At 59.8% G+C, this 23,232-nt stretch carries 15 protein-coding genes; 12 read left to right on the forward strand and 3 right to left on the reverse strand.

Annotation, left to right across the window (positions count from 1 at the left end; all coding sequences use genetic code 11):
- Positions 1–166: 166 nt before the first annotated feature.
- The 10 genes from atzF (at position 167) to deoR (ending at position 16,955) form a co-directional block, all read left to right on the forward strand.
- The gene (gene atzF, locus K6L24_RS18055; protein ID WP_062747395.1) at positions 167–1,966 is read left to right on the forward strand and encodes an allophanate hydrolase; all 1,800 of its coding nucleotides are present in this window, start codon (positions 167–169) and stop codon (positions 1,964–1,966) included.
- Positions 1,959–5,576, forward strand: a complete 3,618-nt coding sequence (gene uca, locus K6L24_RS18060; protein WP_222681695.1) for an urea carboxylase — start codon at positions 1,959–1,961, stop codon at positions 5,574–5,576. Before atzF ends, uca begins: the two co-directional genes overlap by 8 nt.
- Positions 5,577–5,578: 2 nt before the next feature.
- A complete protein-coding gene (locus K6L24_RS18065) occupies positions 5,579–6,298 on the forward strand; it encodes a GntR family transcriptional regulator (protein ID WP_062747391.1) in 720 nt (239 codons plus the stop codon).
- Complete coding sequence (gene urtA / locus K6L24_RS18070) at positions 6,298–7,566, forward strand: urea ABC transporter substrate-binding protein (RefSeq protein WP_062747389.1); 1,269 nt, start codon at positions 6,298–6,300, stop codon at positions 7,564–7,566. The genes K6L24_RS18065 and urtA overlap by 1 nt, the downstream gene beginning before the upstream one ends.
- 62 nt (positions 7,567–7,628) lie before the next feature.
- On the forward strand, positions 7,629–9,188 hold the full coding sequence (gene urtB / locus K6L24_RS18075) for an urea ABC transporter permease subunit UrtB (RefSeq protein WP_392389196.1): 1,560 nt from the start codon (positions 7,629–7,631) through the stop codon (positions 9,186–9,188).
- Positions 9,188–10,264 (forward strand): urea ABC transporter permease subunit UrtC, encoded by a 1,077-nt coding sequence (gene urtC, locus K6L24_RS18080; protein WP_191927748.1) that lies wholly within the window; start codon positions 9,188–9,190, stop codon positions 10,262–10,264. The genes urtB and urtC overlap by 1 nt, the downstream gene beginning before the upstream one ends.
- Positions 10,257–11,048 carry an urea ABC transporter ATP-binding protein UrtD gene (urtD, locus tag K6L24_RS18085; protein WP_062747383.1) on the forward strand — a complete coding sequence of 264 codons (792 nt, stop codon included), beginning with the start codon at positions 10,257–10,259 and terminating at the stop codon, positions 11,046–11,048. Before urtC ends, urtD begins: the two co-directional genes overlap by 8 nt.
- Position 11,049: 1 nt before the next feature.
- On the forward strand, positions 11,050–11,748 hold the full coding sequence (urtE, locus tag K6L24_RS18090; RefSeq protein ID WP_062747381.1) for an urea ABC transporter ATP-binding subunit UrtE: 699 nt from the start codon (positions 11,050–11,052) through the stop codon (positions 11,746–11,748).
- Positions 11,749–12,134: 386 nt separating this feature from the next.
- On the forward strand, positions 12,135–16,073 hold the full coding sequence (locus tag K6L24_RS18095; RefSeq protein WP_222681696.1) for a non-ribosomal peptide synthetase: 3,939 nt from the start codon (positions 12,135–12,137) through the stop codon (positions 16,071–16,073).
- A 138-nt stretch (positions 16,074–16,211) separates the two neighbouring features.
- On the forward strand, positions 16,212–16,955 hold the full coding sequence (gene deoR, locus K6L24_RS18100; RefSeq protein ID WP_222681697.1) for a DNA-binding transcriptional repressor DeoR: 744 nt from the start codon (positions 16,212–16,214) through the stop codon (positions 16,953–16,955).
- A 47-nt stretch (positions 16,956–17,002) separates the two neighbouring features.
- On the opposite strand, the gene K6L24_RS18105 is transcribed toward deoR, so the two are convergent.
- Positions 17,003–17,947, reverse strand: a complete 945-nt coding sequence (locus K6L24_RS18105; RefSeq protein ID WP_118664700.1) for a 2-hydroxyacid dehydrogenase — start codon at positions 17,945–17,947, stop codon at positions 17,003–17,005.
- A 206-nt stretch (positions 17,948–18,153) separates the two neighbouring features.
- Here K6L24_RS18105 and ettA point away from each other — a divergent pair, with 206 nt between their 5' ends.
- Entirely contained in the window at positions 18,154–19,821 is a 1,668-nt protein-coding gene (ettA, locus tag K6L24_RS18110) for an energy-dependent translational throttle protein EttA (RefSeq protein ID WP_062747373.1), read from the forward strand.
- A gap of 59 nt (positions 19,822–19,880) precedes the next feature.
- Here the strand turns inward: ettA and K6L24_RS18115 are convergent, their stop codons facing one another.
- The gene (locus tag K6L24_RS18115) at positions 19,881–20,777 is read right to left on the reverse strand and encodes a LysR family transcriptional regulator (protein WP_062747370.1); all 897 of its coding nucleotides are present in this window, start codon (positions 20,775–20,777) and stop codon (positions 19,881–19,883) included.
- Between the two features lie 96 nt (positions 20,778–20,873).
- On the opposite strand from K6L24_RS18115, the gene K6L24_RS18120 reads away from it, so the two are divergent.
- Complete coding sequence (locus tag K6L24_RS18120) at positions 20,874–21,875, forward strand: zinc-binding alcohol dehydrogenase family protein (RefSeq protein WP_118664702.1); 1,002 nt, start codon at positions 20,874–20,876, stop codon at positions 21,873–21,875.
- Positions 21,876–21,993: 118 nt separating this feature from the next.
- On the opposite strand, the gene nadR is transcribed toward K6L24_RS18120, so the two are convergent.
- Positions 21,994–23,226 carry a multifunctional transcriptional regulator/nicotinamide-nucleotide adenylyltransferase/ribosylnicotinamide kinase NadR gene (nadR, locus tag K6L24_RS18125; protein ID WP_062747365.1) on the reverse strand — a complete coding sequence of 411 codons (1,233 nt, stop codon included), beginning with the start codon at positions 23,224–23,226 and terminating at the stop codon, positions 21,994–21,996.
- Positions 23,227–23,232: the final 6 nt, after the last annotated feature.

The following is a 23,232-nucleotide window of genomic DNA, read 5'->3' on the forward strand; positions in this document are numbered from 1 at the left end:
CTTTTTTTCCGACAGGCCGATGCTCTATGATAGTACAAACCCTGCGCACCGATCGTGCACCGGCCACTGCCTGCATCAATGAATCTATTCAAAATCAGTGAATTAAAAACTGGCACGCCCTTTGCTCTGTTGAATTCCATCTTGTATACCAGACGGAATTCAACTTATGGCTTTCACCACCGGGTTTACGATCCAGGACTGGCAGCATCACCATCAACAGCACCCGCAGGAGGTGCTCTCCACGCTGGAAGCCCTGCTGGCAGCGCTCTCCTCCGCAGACAATGCCTGGATCTACCTCGCCACGCCCGCGCAGCTGCGTGCGCAGGTAGAGCCACTGCTGGCGGCCTGGCAGCAGGATCCGGCCTCGCTGCCGCTGTTTGGCGTTCCGTTCGCGGTAAAAGACAATATTGATATTGCCGGCTGGCCCACCAGTGCCGCCTGCCCGGCGTTTACCTACACCGCGGAGAGCGACGCCGTCGCCGTGGCTAATCTGAAAGGCAAAGGGGCGGTGGTCATTGGCAAAACTAACCTCGACCAGTACGCCACCGGTCTGGTCGGGACACGTTCGCCGTTTGGCGCAGTTTGTAACACGTTTAATCCTGCGTATGTCAGCGGCGGTTCCAGCTCCGGCTCCGCCTCCGTTACCGCCCGGGGCCTGGTGTGCTTTGCACTGGGTACCGATACCGCCGGTTCCGGCCGCGTCCCTGCAGGATTTAATAATATTGTCGGCCTGAAGCCGACAAAAGGCTGGCTTTCGGCCACCGGGGTGGTGCCTGCCTGCCGCCTGAACGACACCATTTCCGTCTTCGCGCTGACCGTGGAAGATGCCTTCCTTGCCGCCAGCTGTGCCGGAGGCTATGACAGTCTGGATGCCTACGCCCGCCATAATCCGGGCCTCGCCCCGGCTGCCCTGCCGGACGCCCCGCGTTTTGCCATTCCGGCCAGCCCGGAATTCTTTGGCGACGCGAAAGCGCAGGCCGCGTGGGAGGCCGCCTGTGCCGACCTGATCGCCGCCGGTGCCAGCCTGCAGCCGGTGGACTTTACCCCCTTTACGCAGCTGGCGGAACAGCTCTACTCCGGCCCGTGGGTGGCCGAACGCACCGTGGCCGTGGGCGCGATGCTCTCGCGCCCGGAAGAGATGGATCCGGTGGTGTACGACATCGTCGCCAGTGGCAACCACTACAGCGCCGTGGACGCTTACAAAGCGGAATATCTGCGCGCCGAACTGACGCGCCAGATCCAGCAGACGCTCAGCCAGTTTGATGCGCTGGTGGTGCCGACCTCACCGACCATTCACACCCTGGAAGAGATGAAACAGGAGCCAGTGCGCTACAACTCGCAGTTCGGCACCTATACCAACTTTACCAACCTGGCCGATCTGGCGGCGCTGGCGCTGCCCGCGCCGTTCCGCGCCGACGGTCTGCCGGCGGGCATTACGCTGATCGCACTGGCCTGGCACGACCGCGCGCTGGCGACCTTCGGCCTGCGCTGGCAGCAACGGCAGGCTCTTAGCCTCGGTGCCACCGGCCGGCCGCAGCCTGCGCCCGCAACCCTGCCCGCCTCATCACTGCACGTGCGTGTGGCGGTGGTCGGTGCCCATTTGACCGGCATGCCGCTCAACCACCAGCTGACCCGACGAAATGCGGTTCGGGTGGAAGAGACCACCACCGCAGCCTGTTATCGCCTGTATGCGCTGGCCAATACCATCCCGGCCAAACCCGGGCTGGTCAAAGCCGCCACAGGGGCCGCCATCCTCGTTGAGCTGTGGGATATCCCGCTGGCGCGCTTTGGCGAGTTTGTAGCAGAAATCCCCGCCCCGCTGGGGATCGGCACGCTGGAACTGGCCGACGGCCGCAGCGTGAAAGGGTTCATCTGTGAGCCTGCCGCCCTGACGCAGGCCACTGACATCACTGAATTCGGCGGCTGGCGCCGCTGGCTGAGCCGCGAGGAGAAGTCTGATGTTTAACACTGTTCTGGTTGCCAACCGTGGCGAAATTGCCTGCCGCGCCATCCGTACCCTGAAGCGCCTCGGCATCACCAGCGTCGCGGTGTACTCCGATGCCGACAAAAACGCCCAGCACGTCAAAGATGCCGATATCGCCATTGCCCTCGGGGGTGCTAAGGCCAGCGACAGCTATCTGGTCATCGACAAAATTCTTGCCGCCGCCCGCGAGAGCGGCGCTGAAGCCATCTGGCCCGGCTACGGCTTCCTCTCTGAAAGCCTGCCGTTTGCCGCCGCCTGCGAAGCCGCAGACATTGCCTTTATCGGCCCGACCGCGCAGCAGATTGGCGAGTTTGGCCTGAAGCACCGGGCACGCGAGCTGGCGGCTGCGGCAGGCGTCCCCATGACGCCGGGCACGCCGCTGCTGGACTCGCTTGCAGAGGCGATTGCCGCCGCGACGCGTATTGGTTACCCGGTGATGCTGAAAAGTACGGCGGGGGGTGGCGGTATTGGCCTGACGCGCTGCGCCAGTGAAGCCGCGCTGGTCAGCGCCTGGGAGAGCGTACGCCGCCTGGGCGAACAGTTTTTCAGCGATGCCGGCGTGTTCCTTGAGCGCTGCATCGATCAGGCCCGTCACGTTGAGGTACAGATTTTTGGCGATGGCCAGGGCAAGGTCGTGGCCCTCGGTGAGCGCGACTGTTCACTGCAGCGCCGCAATCAGAAGGTCGTGGAAGAGACTCCGGCCCCGAACCTGCCCGCTGCGACCCGCGCCGCCCTGCTCGACTCCGCCGTCAAACTCGGCGAACTGGTGAACTACCGCAGCGCCGGAACGGTGGAATACATCTATGACGCCGTGCGCGATGAATTCTTCTTCCTGGAAGTGAACACCCGCCTGCAGGTGGAGCACCCGGTGACCGAGTGCGTTACCGGCCTGGACCTGGTGGAGTGCATGCTGCAGGTCGCCGCCGGGGAGTCGCCAGACTGGGATAAGATGGCGCAGGCTTCACGGGGAGCATCTATTGAAGTCCGAATTTATGCTGAAGATCCGCTGAAAAACTTCCAGCCCAGCCCCGGTATCCTGACCGAAGTCTGTTTCCCGGAGGGCGTTCGCATCGACAGCTGGGTCAGTACCGGCACGGAGGTTTCTGCCTTCTACGATCCGATGATCGCCAAACTGATCGTCCACGCGGACAACCGCGCGGCAGCACTGGAAAAAATGCAGGCGGCGCTGAATGAAACCCGTCTGCACGGCATCGCCACCAACCTCGATTATCTGCGTCAGGTGGTCGCCACCGAGGCCTTCCGCAGCGGCAACGTCTGGACGCGCCTGCTCGACGGCTTTACACCGGAAGCCGCAGTGATTGAAGTAATCCAGCCCGGCACCTGGAGCAGCATTCAGGACTACCCGGGCCGTCCTGGCTACTGGGATATCGGCGTGCCCCCCTCCGGGCCAATGGATGACTACGCCTTCCGCCTCGCCAACCGCATCGTCGGCAATGCTGAAGAAGCCGCCGGGCTGGAGTTTACCCTGCAGGGTCCCACGCTGCGGTTTCACAGCGACGCGCTGATCGCCCTGACCGGGGCGGCCTGTCCGGCATCACTGGATGGGGAAGAGGTGGCGTACTGGCAGCCGGTGGCGGTCAAAGCCGGACAGACGCTGACCCTGGGCCGGGCGCAGCAGGGCTGCCGCACCTGCCTGGCCGTACGTAACGGCTTTGACGTGCCGGAATACCTCGGCAGCCGCTCCACGTTTGCACTCGGTCAGTTTGGCGGCCACGCCGGGCGGACCCTGCGGGTGGCCGATATGCTGCCCATCTCTCAGCCGCATCTGGCGGCCTGTACCACCCCTGCGCCGGTCAGCGAACCGGCGGCCCTGCCCGCCGCCGATCGCCCGGTGTACGGGGATGAATGGCGCATCGGCGTACTGTATGGCCCGCACGGCGCACCGGACTTCTTCACTGCACAGTCGATTGACGAATTCTTTGCCGCCGAATGGCAGGTGCACTACAACTCTAACCGCCTCGGCGTGCGGCTGGTCGGGCCGAAGCCGGGCTGGGCACGCGCCAACGGCGGCGAAGCCGGACTGCATCCGTCTAACGTCCACGACTGCGAATATGCCATCGGGGCGGTTAACTTTACCGGAGACTTTCCGGTAATCCTCACCCGGGACGGGCCCAGCCTGGGCGGTTTTGTCTGCCCGGTGACCATTGCGAAAGCGGAACTGTGGAAAGTCGGCCAGGTCAAACCGGGCGACCGCATTCGTTTCCACCCCATCAGCGTTGAAGAAGCGCATGCGCTGGCGCTGGCGCAGGATCGCAGTATTCACGACCTGTGCGCCCTGCGTACCGCCCCCTTTGCCACGCCGCCACTGGCGGATACTGTCCACGGCTCAGCAACCATACTGGCAGCGATCAAGGCCACAGATACCACGCCCACGGCGATTTATCGTCAGGCGGGTGACAACTATATTCTGCTGGAGTACGGCGATAACGTGCTGGATCTCGCCCTGCGCCTGCGCGTGCATCTGCTGATGACCGCTCTCACCGGCGTCGGCCAGCCCGGTATTGAAGAGCTCTCTCCCGGCGTACGTTCCCTGCAGATCCGTTACGACAGTCAGATCCTCAGCCAGAAGCAGCTGATGAGCCTGTTGCTGACGCTGGAACAGAATCTGGGTGACGTGACGCAGATGAAAGTGCCCTCGCGCATTGTTCACCTGCCGATGGCCTTTGAGGACAGCGCGACCCTGGGGGCCGTCGCGCGCTATGCCGAAACCGTGCGGGCCAGCGCGCCCTGGCTGCCGAATAACGTCGACTTTATTCAGCGAATTAATGGCCTTGCCAGCCGCGAAGAGGTCAGTCGCACACTCTTTGACGCCAGCTACCTGATCCTCGGCCTGGGGGATGTCTATCTGGGTGCGCCCTGTGCCGTGCCGATCGATCCGCGTCACCGCCTGCTCAGTTCAAAATACAACCCGGCGCGTACCCACACCGCCGAAGGCACCGTCGGCATTGGCGGCATGTATATGTGCATCTACGGCATGGACTCCCCCGGCGGCTATCAGCTGGTGGGCCGCACGCTGCCGATCTGGAACAAATTCCTGAAGAATGACCAGTTCGCTGCCGGCGAACCCTGGCTGCTGCGCTTCTTCGACCAGGTGCGTTTCTACCCGGTCAGCGAGGCCGAACTCGACGTCCTGCGCGATGACTTCCGCGAGGGACGCGCCCGGGTGCGCATTGAACAGTCGGTCTTTGATTTTGCTGAACATACCCGGTTCCTCACCGACCATGCTGACGCCATCAGCGCCTTCCGCCAGAAGCAGGCCCGCGCCTTCGAGACTGAAGTCGCCCTGTGGGCGCAGGAAGAGGACGGTGCGCCACTGACCAGCGATGAGACGCTGCTGCCGCCGGAAGAGGATGAGGGTGCGTTTCAAGTCAGTGCCGATCTGAACGGCAATATCTGGAAAGTGCTGGTACAGCCGGGCGATGAGGTGGCCGCCGGTCAGCCGCTGATTATCGTCGAGGCGATGAAAATGGAGCTGGCGGTTAACGCCCCGCGGGCCGGGCGCGTCAAGCGCATCGGCTGCCAGCCTGGCCGCCCGGTCAGCCCCGGCGATGCCCTGCTGTGGCTGGAATAAACATGGACGACAAACGCAGCCCGCCCCGGCCGGAAGCGCTGGCCGATCGTGTCTACCAGCAGCTGAAAAATGACATCTTCGATTTTCGCCTGATGCCGGGGGATGCCTTCAGTGAAAATGAAGTGGCCGAACGCTTCGCGGTCAGCCGCACCCCGGTTCGTCAGGCGCTGTTCCGCCTGGAGCGCGAAGGTTACGTCGAGGTGTGGCACCGCCGGGGCTGGCAGGTGCGGCAGTTTGATTTCGCCTACTTTGAGGAGCTGTACGACCTGCGCATCGTGCTGGAGTGCGAGGCGGTGAAACGCCTGTGCCGGCTGCCCGCCGGCGAGACGGAACGTCTGCTGGCGCGGCCGATTGGCGTCTGGATCACGGAGCCCCCCCTGGCGGATGGCAACACGGTGTCACTGCACGATGAGGCCTTCCATATCGCCCTGGTGGCGGCGGTGGGCAACGGTGAAATGACGCGCATTCACGGCGAGCTGACGGAAAAAATCCGCATAATTCGCCGCCTTGACTTCACCCGTGAAGATCGTATCAGCGCCACCTATAACGAACACGCGAGCATCCTGCGCGCGATATTGCACCAGCACAGCGAGGAGGCCCGGCGCATTCTGACCGACCATATTGCCGTCAGCCGCGCCGAAGTCAGAAAAATCACCGTCCATATGCTCCAGCAGGCCAGACACCATATCGTTTCATCCAACTCAATGTTAGGGGATTACTGATGAAGAGACGTTCGTTGATCAAAGCATTTGCGCTGTCTGCCAGCGTAGTCGCCATGGGACTCTCCTGGAGCGTTCAGGCTGCCGACACCATCAAAGTGGGGATCATGCATTCCCTGTCCGGCACCATGGCCATTTCCGAAACGCCGCTGAAAGACGTGGCGCTGATGACCATCGAAGAGATCAACGCGAAAGGCGGGGTGCTGGGGAAAAAACTGGAGCCGGTGGTGGTCGACCCGGCCTCTAACTGGCCACTGTTTGCGGAAAAAGCCCGTCAGTTACTCACTCAGGATAAAGCCGCCGTCGTCTTTGGCTGCTGGACGTCGGTATCACGTAAATCGGTGCTGCCGGTATTCGAGGAACTGAATGGACTGCTGTTCTACCCGGTTCAGTATGAAGGCGAGGAGATGTCGCCAAACGTGTTTTATACCGGCGCCGCGCCAAATCAGCAGGCCATCCCGGCCGTGGAGTACCTGATGAGTGAAGACGGCGGCAGCGCGAAACGCTTCTTCCTGCTGGGTACTGACTACGTTTATCCGCGTACCACCAACAAGATCCTGCGCGCCTTCCTGCACGCCAAAGGCGTGAAGGACAGCGATATCGAAGAGGTCTACACGCCCTTTGGCTACAGTGACTATCAAACTATCGTAACCAATATTAAGAAGTTCTCTGCCGGCGGCAAAACTGCCGTGGTTTCCACCATCAACGGCGACTCCAACGTGCCGTTCTACAAAGAACTGGCCAACCAGGGCATTAAAGCCACGGATGTGCCGGTTGTCGCCTTCTCCGTTGGGGAAGAAGAGCTGCGCGGCATCGACACTAAACCGCTGGTAGGGAACCTGGCCGCATGGAACTACTTCGAATCCGTCGATAACCCGACCAACGCGCGATTCGTTGCGGCTTACCGCGCTTATGCCAAAGCCCACAAGCTGCCAAATGCGGATACCGTGGTGACGAATGATCCCATGGAAGCCACTTATGTCGGCATTCATATGTGGGCACAGGCGGTAGAAAAAGCCGGAACAACCGATGTGGACAAAGTCCGTGCGGCCATGGCCGGACAGACCTTTGCCGCGCCGGATGGCTTTACCCTGACCATGGACCAGACCAATCACCATCTGCACAAACCGGTGATGATTGGTGAGATTGAAGATAACGGTCAGTTCAACGTCGTCTGGCAGACTGACAAGCCGGTGCGCGCCCAGCCGTGGAGCCCCTATATCGCCGGTAACGACAAGAAGCCCGACCACCCGGTGAAAGCCAGCCACTGATCCCGTCACGGGGCGGGCCACTGACTCCCGCCCCTCCTCAGCACGCAAGAGAGCGAATGATGATGATGCGATTCCTGCTGTTACTGCTGTTCTGCCTGCCGCTGATGGCCCAGGCCGGGCCGGCCGTCGACTTCGCTGCTGCCAGCCGCAGCGATCAACTCCGCCTCTTACAGCAGTGGGCCGCCGCACCGGATGCCGCGCGCCTGCCCCTGCTACAGGCTCTGCACAGCGAAAATGTGGTGCTGGATGAGAAGAAACAGCCCTATACCCGTGTTAACGATCGTCTGATGGCATTGGAGGGCAGCGCAGCCCCCACCGGGAAGACCAAAAAGTTGTTTATGAATAACCGCCTGCGCGTGATGATCGCCTCCGCGCTGGCCGCTCATCAGTTGGTCAGTCCGGTCACCGCTGTCCGGCTGCAGGCCGCTCGCGCATTACAGAATGAAGCCACGGGCGATCAACTCCCGCTGCTGAAACAGCGCCTGGCGACCGAAGAGGACGCCACCGTTCATGAGGTGCTGGCTCAGGCGGTCGCCGGACTGCAACTGGCCGATGCCAACCCGCTGGTACGGCTGGAAGCGGTCAAACGGCTGGGTGAAACCAGCGATCCACAGACACAGGCCCGTCTGGAGCAGCTGCTGCAGCCGCAGAATGAGACCGATGCCCGCGTCCGCAGCGCCGCCGCCGACAGCCTGAAGCAGATCCGCTATCGTCTGCTGCCCGGCGATCTGCTGGGCCAGGCCTTTACCGGACTGTCGCTGGGATCGGTGCTGCTGCTGGCCGCGCTCGGTCTGGCGATCACCTACGGCCTGCTGGGGGTGATCAATATGGCCCACGGTGAAATGCTGATGATTGGCGCTTACGCTACCTGGATGGTACAGAACCTGTTCCAGCGTTTCGCCCCGGAATGGCTGGCCTTTTACCCGCTGCTGGCGCTGCCGGTGGCGTTCTTTATGACTGCGGCCATCGGCATGGCGCTGGAACGCACCATCATTCGCCACCTGTACGGCCGGCCGCTGGAAACCCTGCTGGCCACCTGGGGCATCAGCCTGATGCTGATCCAGCTGGTGCGCATTCTGTTTGGTGCGCAGAACCTGGAGGTGGCCAACCCACCCTGGCTGTCCGGCGGACTGCAGGTGCTGCCTAATCTGGTGTTGCCGTACAACCGACTGGCGGTGATCCTGTTTGTTACCGGGGTGCTGGCGCTGACCTGGCTGCTGCTGAACAAAACCCGCCTCGGGATGAACGTACGGGCGGTGACGCAAAACCGCGCCATGGCTGATTGCTGCGGCGTACCGACCGGGCGCGTGGACATGCTGGCATTTGGCCTCGGCTCCGGCATCGCCGGACTGGGCGGTGTCGCACTGTCGCAGTTAGGCAACGTCGGCCCGGAGCTCGGCCAGGGCTATATCATCGACTCTTTCCTGGTGGTGGTGACCGGGGGCGTCGGCCAGCTGGCCGGCACCGTGGTGGCTGCGCTCGGGCTGGGCATTCTTAACAAAGTGCTGGAGCCACAGATCGGTGCAGTGCTCGGTAAGATCCTGATTCTGGTGCTGATCGTGCTGTTTATTCAGAAACGGCCTCAGGGCCTGTTTGCCGTTAAAGGAAGGGTGACTGACTGATGACGCAACCCATGACGCTGACCCTGGTACAAAAATCCCCGCGGCTGGTGACCGCCGCAGGTACGGCGCTGTTGCTCGCGCTGCTGCTGCTGCCGTTTTTCGCGCTGCTTCCTGCGGATCATCCGCTGGCTATCTCAACCTATACGCTGACGCTGGTGGGTAAAATTCTCTGTTATGCCATTGTCGCAGTCGCACTGGACCTGGTGTGGGGTTACGCCGGGATGCTGTCGCTCGGCCACGGGCTGTTCTTCGCCCTCGGCGGTTACGCGATGGGCATGTACCTGATGCGCCAGGCGGCAGGAGACGGTCTGCCGGCGTTTATGTCCTTTCTGTCCTGGACAGAGATGCCGTGGTTCTGGGCAGGAACACAGCACTTTGCCTGGGCACTGTGCCTGATTGTGCTGGTCCCCGGCCTGCTGGCGCTGGTGTTTGGCTGGTTTGCTTTCCGATCGAAAATCAAAGGGGTCTATTTTTCCATCATGACCCAGGCACTGACCTATGCCGGGATGCTGCTGTTCTTCCGGAATGAAACCGGCTTTGGCGGTAACAATGGCTTTACCGGGTTTACCACCCTGCTGGGCTTTCCGGTGACGGCAACCGGCACGCGTATCGGGCTGTTTATCGCCACCGTGCTGCTGCTGGCAGGCAGCCTGGCCGTGGGCCTGATGCTGGCGCGCAGCAAGTTTGGCCGCGTGCTGACGGCGGTGCGCGACGCGGAAAATCGCCTCGCTTTCTGTGGCTACGATCCGCGCGGCTTTAAGCTGTTTGTCTGGACGCTTTCCGCCGTGCTGTGCGGGCTGGCCGGGGCGCTGTACGTCCCACAGGTCGGGATTATTAACCCCGGCGAGATGTCACCCACCAACTCCATTGAGGCCGCCATCTGGGTGGCGCTGGGCGGGCGCGGGACGCTGATCGGCCCGCTGCTGGGGGCCGGCATTGTTAACGGGGCCAAAAGCTGGTTTACCGTCGCCTTCCCGGAATACTGGCTGTTTTTCTTAGGGCTGATGTTTATCCTCGTCACGCTGTTTCTGCCAAACGGGGTGATTGGCCTGCTGCGCAGGAGGAAAGATGACTGAGCACCTGTTTACCCAGCCCCACCGGGCCGATCGCCACCGCGAACAAACCGACCCGGTGTTACAGCTGGAGAATATTACCGTGGCGTTCGACGGCTTTAAGGCCCTGAATGACCTCTCTTTGCAGATCGGCGTCGGCGAACTACGCTGTATCATCGGCCCCAACGGCGCGGGAAAAACCACGCTGATGGATGTGATCACCGGCAAAACCCGCCCGGACAGTGGCCGGGTGTTCTATGACCAGAGCACCGATCTCACCACGCTTTCCCCGGTGGACATTGCCCGAATCGGCATCGGACGCAAATTTCAGAAACCCACGGTGTTCGAGGCGCTGACGGTGTTTGAGAATCTGGAAATTGCCCTGAAAACCGATAAGTCGGTGTGGGCCTGCCTGCGGGCCAGGCTGAACAGTGAGCAGCAGGATCGCATTACCGGGGTGCTGGCGTTGCTGCGTCTTGACAGCCAGCGTCAGCGTCCCGCCGGAATGTTGTCTCACGGGCAGAAGCAGTTTCTGGAGATCGGCATGCTGCTGGTGCAGGATCCGCACCTGCTGCTGCTGGATGAGCCCGCCGCCGGCATGACCGACGCAGAAACCGACTATACCGCCGAGCTGTTTCGCACGCTGGCCGGGAAGCATTCGCTGATGGTAGTGGAACACGATATGGGCTTTGTCGAAACCATTGCTGACCATGTCACGGTACTTCATCAGGGCCAGGTGCTGGCGGAAGGTTCGCTGCGCGAGGTACAGGCTAACGAGCAGGTCATTGAAGTCTATCTGGGGCGATAATATGTTACAGGTCACTGAACTCCATCAATATTACGGCGGCAGCCATATTCTTCGCGGGCTGTCATTTGACACTCAACCGGGTGAAATTACCTGCCTGCTGGGGCGTAACGGCGTGGGGAAAACGACCCTGCTGAAGTGCCTGATGGGGCTGATCCCGGCGAAGTCCGGCAGCATCCACTGGCAGGGGCAGCCGATTAACCACCGCAAACCGCACCAGCGCGTGCAGGCGGGGATCGCCTATGTGCCACAGGGTCGGGAGATCTTCCCGCGGCTGACTGTGGAAGAAAATTTGCTGATGGGCCTGGCCCGTTTTTCCGGCGCTCAGGCAACCCGGGTACCGGAAGAGATCTGGCAGCTGTTTCCGGTGCTGTGGCAGATGAAGCAGCGGCGCGGCGGGGATCTCTCCGGCGGCCAGCAGCAGCAGCTGGCTATAGGGCGGGCGCTGGCCTGCAGGCCGCAACTGTTGATCCTGGATGAGCCGACCGAAGGTATTCAACCCTCGGTGATCAAAGAGATCGGGTCGGTGATCCGCCAGCTTGCCGCACGCGGCGATATGGCGATCCTGCTGGTTGAGCAGTTCTATGATTTTGCCGCCGGACTGGCCGACAGCTATCTGGTGATGTCGCGCGGTGAGATCGTGCAGCGCGGGGCCGGCAATGAAATGGAAGCCGACGGCGTGCGCGGACTAGTGACGATTTAGTGCCGCCACCGCGATAAATCACCGGCCCGGGGCGACCAGAAAACAACGTCGCCCCGGCGGAATAATATGCCGGGGCAGATCTTATTTTTCGCCCCAGCTCAGTGAACCTTATTATCCCGTAACCGGTAAAAATTACCGACTCCCAGCCATCGTCTTTCCCTTCATTCTTACTCTTTCCAGCCAGGTTAATTAATGCAATTAAATAAATGGCCATCTCATTAATAGATTAATATCTCCGACCGTTATATTACAATTACCCGTCGTTACTGAATATTCTTCATAAAGAAATAAATTTAATTTCATTTCATATTTCGGAAATATTCATATACTACTTTCCTGTATTGTTATGAATTTTAATTTACCGATCCTTTAATGGAGGTACTCGCGTGGCTATTTATCCCTTAACCAGCGTACAGCAGGCCGTATGGCTCGATCAGCTTCTGACGCCCTCCACGCCCTGCTACAACGTGGGCGCGCTGTGGCGCATCGAAAGGGATATTGATATCCCACTGTTAAATCGGGCAATAAAAGAAATATTCAGTCAGCATGATGCACTTAAATTAACGTTAGAAGACAGCGAACAGGGTGTCATTCAGACGACCGTATCGAATAGAGACCTGACTCTCGAATACCACGATTTTAGTCTGGATAAAAATGCCCGCCAGAAAGCTTTGTACTATTTCCGTGAAAAACTCAATCAACCCTTTAAACTGTATGAAGAATTACTCTGGCGCTGTGTTTTTATCAAAATAAGTGCAACGACGGGTTACTGGCTGATTAATGCCCATCATATTATTGTCGACGGTACCTCCGTTTCCCTGCTCAGCGGCATGATCATGGATCGTTATAAGCAGCTGAAAAGCGGGCAGATCCCCTCCCCCGTGGCGGTGTATAATTACCGGGACTTTATCGCCAATGATCAGGCGTATATGCACTCCACCCGCTATGAGCATGACCGGGCCTTCTGGCTGGATCGCTTTGCGGATGCCGGGCCGGCGGGCATGGATCGCCGCCCGGGTTTTGCCGCCGATCAGGTATGGCCAAGCCAGCAGATTACCCGTCAGTTGCCTTCCGAACGCTATCAACAGCTCTGCACGCTGGCGGCAGCGCACCAGTGCTCACCCATGCACCTGATGACCGCCCTGCTCGCCTGCTGGTACAGCCGCCTGTGGCAGGTTGAACAGGTGACAGTAGGCGTACCGGTGCATAACCGCAGCAGCGCCCGGTATAAGCAAACCCTGGGCATGTTCTCCTCCATGATCCCGGTGAAGCTGCATATTGACCACCGCCAGCCTTTCAGCGCGCTGATGGTGCAGATCGCTGCAGAGCTGCGTCGTTGCTACCGTCACCAGCGCTTCCCGATTGCCGAGCTGAACCGTCATCTGCGCCTGGGACAGCAGGGACGTCGCCAGCTGTATGACCTGAGTTTTTCACTGGAAACCTTCCCGACCGACATTGAGCTGGAAGGCCACCCGCTGAAAGTCGAAACGCTGCATCACGGCTTTGAACAGATGCCGCTGGCGCTCTATCTCCGTCACTATCACCCTGGCGATCCCCCGCTGCTGGAGTTCAACATGAACCAGGCCTGGTTCAGCGCTGAGGAGGCCCGGCGCACCGCCGATCGCCTGCTGCAGATGCTGGATCATCTGCTCGATCACGGGGTACAGCAGCCGCTGGCCAACCTTCCTCTGCTGCTGGCCGACGAGCGGCAGAAGATCCTCGGCAGCTGGAACGATACGGAACGGACGTGGCCGCTGCCGGAAGGCATTCATCGCTGGTTTGAACAACAGGCCGATCGCACCCCTCAGGCCATCGCACTCTGCGGCCACGGCGGCAGCGTCAGCTATCAGCAGCTGAATCAGCGTGCTAACCGCCTGGCGGCACAGCTGCGTCAGGCAGGGATCGGCCCCGACGACCGTGTGGCACTGTGTGCAGCCCGCAGCAGCGAGATGGTGACTGCCCTGCTCGCCATCCTCAAAGCCGGCGGCGCCTATGTCCCCCTCGATCCGGACTACCCGACCGATCGTCTGAGCCATATGCTGGAAGACTGCGGGGCCAGACTGGTGCTGCTGGACGATGCGGGGAAACAGGCGCTGGCTCCCCTGCTGAGTGATGCACACCGGGTTTGGCACCTGCATGACGATCGCGCGTGCTGGCAAACGCAGCGTGATCGTAACCTGCCGTCACTGTCGGCCAGCCCGCAGCGATCGCTGGCGTATGTGATTTACACCTCCGGCTCCACCGGGAAGCCGAAAGGGGTGATGAATGAGCACCTCGGCGTAATGAACCGCCTGCAGTGGATGCAGGAAGAATATGCCCTTACGCCTCAGGATACCGTACTGCAGAAAACGCCGTTCAGCTTCGATGTTTCTGTCTGGGAGTTCTTCTGGCCACTGATGGTCGGCGCGCGGCTGGCAATAGCACAACCCGGCGGCCATCAGGATCCGGAGTATCTCAGCCAGCTGATCGCCCGTGAGCAGGTCACGACCCTGCATTTTGTTCCTTCCATGCTGCAGCTGTTCCTGCGCCACGGCAACATGGCGCAGTGCGCCAGCCTGCGTCGGGTGATGTGCAGTGGCGAAGCGCTGCCGCTGGCGGCAGTACAGCGTTTCCACCAGCAGCTAGCGCAGGCAGAACTGCATAATCTGTACGGGCCGACCGAAGCGGCAGTGGATGTCTCTTACTGGCACTGCCAGCGCGATGATACGCGCGGGATTGTCCCCATCGGCAGACCGGTTGCCAATACCCAACTGCATATTCTTGATGCCCATCTGCAACCGCTACCGCCAGGCGTCAGCGGTGAACTGCATATCGGCGGCGTTCAGGTGGCGCGCGGTTACCTTAACCGTGCGGCGTTAAACGCCGAACGTTTTATTCCCGACCCGTTCAGTGACGAAGCGACGGCGCGCCTGTACAAAACCGGCGATCTGGCACGCTGGCTGGAGGATGGCAGCATTGAGTATCTGGGCCGTAACGATTTCCAGGTCAAAATTCACGGCCTGCGTATTGAATTGGGTGAAATTGAACAGCAGATCGCCCACTTTGACGGCGTCGAGGATGTCGTGGTGATGGCCTGCGATGACGGCCAGGGGGATAAAAGGCTGATCGCGTGGCTGGTCGCCCCGCCCATCCCCGCTCTGCGCGAGTCGCTGCGTCTGCACCTGCAATCCACCCTGCCGGACTTTATGATCCCCTGTGCGTTTGTGCGTATGGAGGCCTTCCCGCTGTCGCCGAACGGCAAGCTCGACCGTAAAGCCCTGCCCGCGCCGGAGCGGCTGACGGAAGCCTGTGCATACCGCGCGCCGCAAAGCGAAGGTGAGCGCAAGCTGGCAGCATGGTGGCGCGAACTGTTGCAGGTCGAACAGATTGGCTGCGACGATGACTTTTTCGCCCTCGGCGGTCACTCGCTGCATGCCATCCAGCTGATGGTGAAACTGAAGCGCGAGGGCATAGCGCTGGAAATGAAAACGCTGTTTGCCCACAGCACCCTGAGCGCGCAGGCGCTGGCCATCGCCGGGCAGGCGGCACAGAACACGACGCCACACGCGCCTTTACCCCTGCACAACCTGCTACTGCAGCTCAACCAGCCTGCCCCTCATTTCCGGCTGACCCAGCGGCTGAACGCACCCGCGACGGCGGAGGAGGTATGGATGGTGCACCCTGCCGTGGTCGGCTGTGAGATTTACCGCGATCTGGCAGCGTCGTTCGAAGGGCAGTTAAATGCCATTGGCATCAATAATTACAACCTGTTCAACCAGCCACGTATTTCCTCGCTGTCGGCGCTGGCCAGCTATTATCTGCAACATATGGTCAGCCAGGGCCTGACACGTCAGCAGCCGGTGCGCCTGCTGGGCTGGTCGCTGGGCGGGATTATTGCGCTGGAGATCGCCGCTCAGCTGGAACAGCTCGGCTATCGCGATATTCATCTCTGCCTGCTCGACAGCCTCTACCAGACCGAATTCCAGCAGCGTATTGCGGCCGGAATGCTCGCCCCGATTCTGGCAATGATCGGCATTGAAGGCGAGGCTGCAGCACGTGCGCTGCGCATCGAACAGCTGGAGCTGGAAATGAACAACCAGCCGTTGAGCGCCCCGCTCAGCCACAGCCGCGTGACGCTTTTTAAAGCCACCGAATTTGCCGACCTCAGCATGGAGGGCGTGGACGGCGCAGAGATGCTGGCGCTGGCCGATAACGGCCTGGGTCAAGTCTGTCCGCATCTGGAGATTATCCCGCTGGCGGCGAATCACCATTCGATTATTCTGTGCCACAAGGCAATCGGGGCGGCACTGATTTCGGGAGCGAAAATTCGCAGCAGCGCGGCGTAAAAGCCCTTGGGGCGAAACAGGATCGCCCCGGGGATGATCGAATAAGGGTCGGCCTTTCTGACGGGCCGGCCCTTGTTGTTTGCAGCACTATCCTGTTGAAGGTAAACTGCAAATTCCGCGACAACTGGAAGAAAACCCATGGAAACCCGGCGCGCAGAGCGTATCAACAAGCTGGTCCAGGCGCTGAAAGGCACCGACAAGATCCATCTGAAAGAGGCGGCGCATCTGCTCGGGGTCTCTGAAATGACCATCCGCCGCGATCTGAATGAGGGGCCGGGTATGGTGCTGCTGCTGGGGGGATATATTGTCAGCGATCCCCTGCGGCATCAGCTGCACTATTTTGTCTCCGACCAGCAGGAACAAAATGTCGACCGTAAACGACGGCTCGGACAGCATGCCGCCACGCTGATCCAGCCCGGGGAGATGGTCTGGTTCGACTGTGGCACGACCGTGCCGTGGATTATTGATGCGATTGACGGCGATCTGCCGTTTACCGCTGTCTGCTGCGCGATGAATACCTTCCTGGCGCTGAAAGAAAAAACCGCCTGTCGCGTGATCCTCTGCGGCGGCGAATTCCACCCGGATAACGCTATCTTTACCCCGCTCGGGCAGCTGTCGGTGATGGACAGCCTGTGCCCGGATAAAGCGTTTATTTCGGCGGCAGGTATCGATGTTGATCAGGGCGCCAGCTGCTATAACCTGAACGAGCTGCCGCTCAAACGGCTGGCCTTACAGCGTGCACGCACCCGCCTGCTGGTGGGCGACAGCAGCAAGTTTGGTAAAGTGCTGCCTGCGCGAATTGCCGATCTCTGCGCCTTTGACGGGCTGGTCAGCGACGCCGCGCCGCTGCAGGATATCGGTATTGACATTATTACCCCGTAACCGGGGTATCCCCTGTCGGGTGGGCCCCATCGGGACGGTGCGACCGCTCACCAGCGGTTTAAAATCGCTTCCCCGTCGCGCAGACGGCGCAGGTTTTCACAGACCCCGGTGACGTTGCCCTCCAGTGAGATATCGGTAACGCCACCAATATGCGGGGTGGCGATCACGTTAAGGGCAAACAGCGGATCCTGCGGATCGGGCGGCTCCTGCCAGAACACATCCAGCCCGGCCCCGGCCAGCGCCCCACTCTCCAGCGCCGCCATCAGCGCGGGTTTCTCAATCAGACCACCGCGACCGAGATTGATCAGGAAACTGCCCGGCTTCATCCTCGCCAGCGCCGGTTCATCAATAATGTGATGTGTTTCCGCATTGTCAGGCAGACTCAGCACAACAAAATCTGCTTCGCGCAGCAGGTGTGGAAGACGCTCCATTCCCCCCACCCAGTCCAGACGGTGCTGGCGCGCAAAATCATCGGAGGCCTGGCGCTTGACGCCAATCATCCGCATGCCGAACGCTGACAGCCGCTCCGCCAGTGCTTTACCAATGCCGCCCAGCCCGACCAGCCCGACGGTTTTTCCCTTCAGCCCCATGCCCACCGGCAGACCCAGCTGGCGGGTAGCGAGCATCTGCGGCACCTCGCTGACCCGGCGCGCCAGGCCGGTCATCATCCAGATCCCCAGTTCGGCAACGGAGTCCGCATTACCGGAACGATCCGACGGTACATTCGCCACCGCAACGCCGCGCGACCGCGCCGCGTCGACATCCACCCCTTCCAGGCCCGTGCCAGCCTGCTGGATCAGCTTCAGGCGATCGGCCGTCTGCAACAGCCGGCGATCAACCTTCGCCATACCCGGGATCAGTGCATCAAATCCCGCCAGACTTTCTGCGGCATGACCAGCAGAGGCAATAAATTCGACATCGGGTAGCCTCTGACGAAACTGCTGGATCATGCCTCCCCAGGCATTTTCTTCCGCTGCTATCAGAACGCGCATCGATATCCCCCTAATTTATAAGACAAAAAAACAGCATAGTTGCCGCTGATTATAAATCAAACAAAAATCAGGCCGTTGCGCTGATATCGGGATAATCGTCTGCCTGGCGGCTGTGATTAAGGGGGGAAAACAGCTAAACTCCGCTATCTGAGTGGGCACTTCTTTTGCCCCAATTAAAACCCAGACCCTAAGAGGCTCAACCCAACGTGGCTCAATTCGTCTATAGCATGCATCGCGTCGGCAAAGTCGTTCCGCCGAAGCGTCATATTTTAAAAAACATCTCCCTCAGCTTCTTCCCGGGCGCCAAGATCGGCGTACTGGGTCTGAACGGTGCGGGTAAATCCACTCTGCTGCGCATCATGGCGGGCATCGATAAAGATATCGAAGGGGAAGCGCGTCCGCAGCCAGGCCTGAAAATTGGCTATCTGGAACAGGAACCGAAGCTGAACCTGGAACACACCGTGCGTGAATCGGTAGAAGAAGCCGTTGCCGAAGTCGTTAACGCGCTGAAAGGTCTGGACGAGGTGTACGCGAAATACGCCGAGCCGGATGCTGACTTCGATAAACTCGCCGCGCAGCAGGGCAAGTTTGAAGAGATCATCCAGGCGCACGACGGCCACAACCTGAATACCCAGTTGGAACGTGCGGCCGATGCCCTGCGTCTGCCGGACTGGGAGGCGAAGATCGGTAATCTGTCCGGGGGGGAGCGCCGTCGCGTCGCACTGTGCCGCCTGCTGCTGGAAAAACCCGACATGCTGCTGCTCGACGAACCGACGAACCACCTGGATGCAGAATCCGTCGCCTGGCTGGAACGCTTCCTGCACGACTTCGAAGGCACCGTGGTGGCGATTACGCACGACCGTTACTTCCTCGATAACGTGGCGGGCTGGATCCTGGAGCTGGACCGCGGTGAAGGTATTCCATGGGAAGGAAACTACTCTTCCTGGCTGGAGCAGAAAGATGCCCGCCTGGCACAGGAAGCCTCTTCAGAAGCCGCTCGTCGCAAGTCGATTGAGAAAGAGCTGGAGTGGGTGCGCAAAGGAGCGAAAGGCCAGCAATCCAAAGGTAAGGCTCGTCTGAACCGCTTTGAAGAGCTGAACAACGCCGAATACCAGAAGCGTAACGAGACCAACGAACTGTTTATTCCACCTGGCGCACGCCTGGGCGATAAAGTGGTCGAGGTCAGCAACCTGAGCAAGTCTTACGGCGACCGTCTGCTGATTGACGATCTCTCCTTCTCCGTACCGAAAGGGGCAATTGTCGGCATTATCGGGCCGAACGGCGCGGGTAAATCGACCCTGTTCCGCATGATGTCGGGTCAGGAACAGCCGGACTCCGGCAGCATCGTGCTGGGCGAGACCGTAAAACTGGCGTCGGTTGATCAGTTCCGCGACAGTATGGATGGGTCAAAAACCGTGTGGGAAGAAGTGTCCGGTGGTCAGGACATCATGCGTATCGGCAACACCGAGATGCCAAGCCGCGCCTACGTCGGCCGCTTTAACTTTAAAGGGGTTGATCAGGGCAAGCGCGTCGGGGAATTGTCCGGGGGTGAGCGTGGTCGTCTGCACCTGGCGAAGCTGTTACAGGTGGGCGGCAACATGCTGCTGCTGGATGAACCGACCAACGACCTGGACATTGAAACCCTGCGCGCGCTGGAAAACGCCCTGCTGGAATTCCCGGGCTGTGCGATGGTGATCTCGCATGACCGCTGGTTCCTTGACCGTATTGCCACACACATTCTGGACTACCAGGATGAAGGCAAAATCGAGTTCTTTGAAGGTAACTTTACTGAATACGAAGAGTACAAGAAACGTACGCTGGGTGCAGAAGCGCTGGAGCCAAAACGTATCAAGTACAAACGTATGATCAAGTAAGGACTGACCTCCTGTTCCGGTCGGCCCGTAACGGGGCGACCGGAAAACGCGATCGCCCCCTATGTGTAGAATTCCCGGAATATCGGGGACTGTATCGCAAAATCAATAAACCGCATCAGCGCAGGGGAATTCAGCTTACGGCCTGGATACACCAGCCACAGCTCATTGCCTTCCATTTCCCACTCCGGTAGCACCCTCAACAACCTTCCCTGCAACAACCCGTCTTCAGTTAAGAAGCGCGGTAACAGTGTGATCCCGGCATTGCCCAGCGCGCATTCGCGTGCATAGACCAGATTATCCGTGACATGAGCAGGCGGCAGCAGCCAGCGGTAATACTCCTCCCCCCGTTTCAGTACCCATTCATTCCACGCGCGATGGGCAATGGAACGGTGCTCAGACAGCTGGCCGGGATGGGCCAGCGGTGGATGGGCTGCCAGATAGTCCGGTGAAGCTACCAGCAGTCTTTCACAGTAGCCAATACGGCGACCGATCAGCGAGGAATCCTGCGGTCTGCCGGTGCGCAGCGCCACGTCATACCCGCCCTGCACCAGATCGCAGATCTCATCGGAAACCGACACATCCAGCGTGACGTCCGGGTATTCCTGCTGAAAAGCGGTATTGAGCCGTGCCAGTAACGTCGCACCAATGCCGGCCGGTGAGGTGATACGCAAACGGCCGCTGGGATTATCACGCAGCCGTTCAATGGCCGTCGCCGCCCTCTCACTGGCCTGCAGCATCTCCTGGCAATGGACCAGATAGCGTTCACCAGCAAAGGTCAGGTTAAGCTGGCGCGTCGTACGATTGATCAGCCGCAGGCCCAGCGCCAGCTCCAACTGGCCAACGCGCTGGCTGACGCTGGATTTCGGTAATCCTGCGCGATTCGCTGCGGCGGTAAAGCTACCGCATTCTGCGACCAGCGCAAACAGGGCCATATCCTGCAACTGTTTAAACATTATTGTTCATCCCTCGCGAACACTGAGTGCGTTATTGTCCATCTTATCATCAGGGTTTATTTTCCCTACACTGATAGCACATCATTCAGGAGAAATGCTATGACCACCAAAGCGATTGCGATCAATCCAGAAAATCCGCAGCAGTTTATTGCTATTGAGTACCCTCAGCCGGTCGCGGGTGACTATGACCTGCTGGTTGAGGTGAAAGCCGCTTCCGTCAACCCGGTGGACACCAAGGTTCACAAAGGCGCACAGAAAAATGGCCTTGAACAGCCGCGCGTGCTCGGCTGGGATGCCAGCGGCGTGGTGCTGGCCACCGGCAGTAAAGTGACCGGTTTTAAAGCCGGTGACGAAGTCTATTATGCCGGTGACATCACCCGCTCCGGCAGCAATGCCAGCCAGCAGCTGATCGATGCCCGCATTACCGGCCATAAACCCCGCACCCTGGACTGGGCTGAAGCCGCAGCGATCCCGCTGACCGCTCTCACGGCATGGGAAGGCCTGTTCGATCGCCTGCAGCTGGATAAGGCAGCAGCGGGCAAAACCCTGCTGATCGTTGGCGGTGCGGGCGGCGTGGGATCGCTGGCTATCCCCCTGGCTAAACTGCACAGCAAGGTAACGGTCATTGCGACCGCCTCACGCCCGGATTCTGCCCAGTGGTGCCGGGAACGCGGGGCTGACCTGGTGATTGATTATCGAGATATGGCGGGTGAGCTGGAGCAACAGGGCATCAAACAGGTCGACTATATTTTCTGCCTGAACGATACCGATGGCCACTGGGAGGCAATGAGCCAGCTGATCGCCCCGCAGGGTCATATCTGCACCATTGTTGAAAATGAAAAACCGCTGAATATGGATCAGCTGAAGCTGAAGAGTGCCGCGCTGCACTTCGAGTTTATGTATACACGCAGCATGTTCACCACAGCGGATATTGCGCGGCAGGGGGAGATTCTGCAAGCGACAGCAGCGCTGCTGGACGAAGGCAAGCTGGCGGGTTCACTGAGCAAAACCCTGCAGGGTCTGAGCGTGGAGACGCTGACGGAAGCCCACCAGCTGGTGCTGGACGGCCATATGCGCGGTAAAGTCGTTATTGTTTATTGATCATCGCCAGGGCGGCGGCCTTGATTGCCGTTGCGGGGCGCGTATCGCTGCCGGGGACTCACAAGCCGTCCCCCGGCAGCGATACGCGGAATTACGGCATCCGCGTTAATAAGGGCGACTATTTCTGATCGCCCAGCATCTGTTTAACCAGATCCACACAGCGCAGGAAGCGCTCGTCGTAGCTGTCCTGTTCCACGTGGACGTACTTGATGTTGTTTTCATCCAGCATGGCGATCAGTAGCGACTGAAATTCTTTGCGATCAACAGAGCTACCCAGGCTGCGCAGGCCATCGGCCACCCACGGCACGTTGTTCTCTACCAGGATCACCAGGTCGAAGCGATACTCATCGATCAGTGCCTGCACAAACGGATGCTCACGCCCCTCATACTTCTTACAGAATGCCTGGGTGGTCACAAAGTCGGTGTCGATAAAGGCCACTTTGTTGGCGTACTTCACCGCAAAATCGATGTACTGTGCCTGCCCCAGCGCGATCTTATCGTAATCCGAATATTGCAACGCCATCTCGTCCCCGCCCAGATGCGAAAAGACATAATCGCGGCCAAATTCCCAGGCGCTAGTGGTGTTAAAGATGTTGGCCAGCTTGTTGACCAGCGTGGACTTACCGCTCGATTCGCCGCCGAGGATCGCCACCGTTCGTACGAAAAAGGGCTTCACTTCGGTGGGAATGTATTCCCAGTAGCGGAACGGATCCTGACGGATCTGGCCACCGCTGATATTCATAAAGGAGCGACGGGGATCGATAACGATGGTTTCCACCCCCAGATGCGCGGTGAACTGTTTCGCATCGCCCTCCTCGCTGGTGTAAATACGGTTCGGGAGAATACCCTGCTCGTCCATAAACGCCTTTACGCCGTCGCTCCAGACATTCCAGCCGTAGGGATAAGGCTCCATTCCCTCTTCGTTAAACGAGTGAATGCGAATGTTTTTCTGATATTTAAAGGTCTGCAACAGCCAGCGCAGGCGGTCGCTGACCGTCGGTTGCTGTGACATCGCGCTGTCTTCAAACAGCTGGCGGTCGCGCGGTTCATCGAAGCACATAATGATGTGCAGTTCGTCAACCTGGCTGCAGGCACGCTGGATCAGATAGATATGGCCGGTGTGCAGCGGGTAAAACTTACCAAACACGACGCCAATGGTTTTCTCCCGACGTGGAAATTCAAGGCCGAGAAAACGGTGCAGTGCTTCCAGCTTCTGAGCGCTGGGGCTTTTGATTTTCGCATTCAGTAACTGACTGAGGTAACCCTTGGTCATACCGCTGGCGTCAGAGACCTGCTGCAGGGTACACCCCTGCTGGCGAATCGCGGTCTTAAGGTAGTCAAACGATGACATGCACTA

The organism is Erwinia persicina (assembly GCF_019844095.1).
GTDB classification, from domain to species: Bacteria; Pseudomonadota; Gammaproteobacteria; order Enterobacterales; family Enterobacteriaceae; genus Erwinia; species Erwinia persicina.

Excerpts from the sequence above, each read along its gene's own strand:
- atzF (WP_062747395.1), top strand. The coding sequence starts at position 167 with ATGGCTTTCACCACCGGGTTTACGATCCAGGACTGGCAGCATCACCAT.
- uca (WP_222681695.1), top strand. The coding sequence starts at position 1,959 with ATGTTTAACACTGTTCTGGTTGCCAACCGTGGCGAAATTGCCTGCCGC.
- K6L24_RS18065 (WP_062747391.1), top strand. The coding sequence starts at position 5,579 with ATGGACGACAAACGCAGCCCGCCCCGGCCGGAAGCGCTGGCCGATCGT.
- urtA (WP_062747389.1), top strand. The coding sequence starts at position 6,298 with ATGAAGAGACGTTCGTTGATCAAAGCATTTGCGCTGTCTGCCAGCGTA.
- urtB (WP_392389196.1), top strand. The coding sequence starts at position 7,629 with ATGATGCGATTCCTGCTGTTACTGCTGTTCTGCCTGCCGCTGATGGCC.
- urtC (WP_191927748.1), top strand. The coding sequence starts at position 9,188 with ATGACGCAACCCATGACGCTGACCCTGGTACAAAAATCCCCGCGGCTG.
- urtD (WP_062747383.1), top strand. The coding sequence starts at position 10,257 with ATGACTGAGCACCTGTTTACCCAGCCCCACCGGGCCGATCGCCACCGC.
- urtE (WP_062747381.1), top strand. The coding sequence starts at position 11,050 with ATGTTACAGGTCACTGAACTCCATCAATATTACGGCGGCAGCCATATT.
- deoR (WP_222681697.1), top strand. The coding sequence starts at position 16,212 with ATGGAAACCCGGCGCGCAGAGCGTATCAACAAGCTGGTCCAGGCGCTG.
- K6L24_RS18105 (WP_118664700.1), bottom strand. The coding sequence starts at position 17,947 with ATGCGCGTTCTGATAGCAGCGGAAGAAAATGCCTGGGGAGGCATGATC.
- K6L24_RS18120 (WP_118664702.1), top strand. The coding sequence starts at position 20,874 with ATGACCACCAAAGCGATTGCGATCAATCCAGAAAATCCGCAGCAGTTT.
- nadR (WP_062747365.1), bottom strand. The coding sequence starts at position 23,226 with ATGTCATCGTTTGACTACCTTAAGACCGCGATTCGCCAGCAGGGGTGT.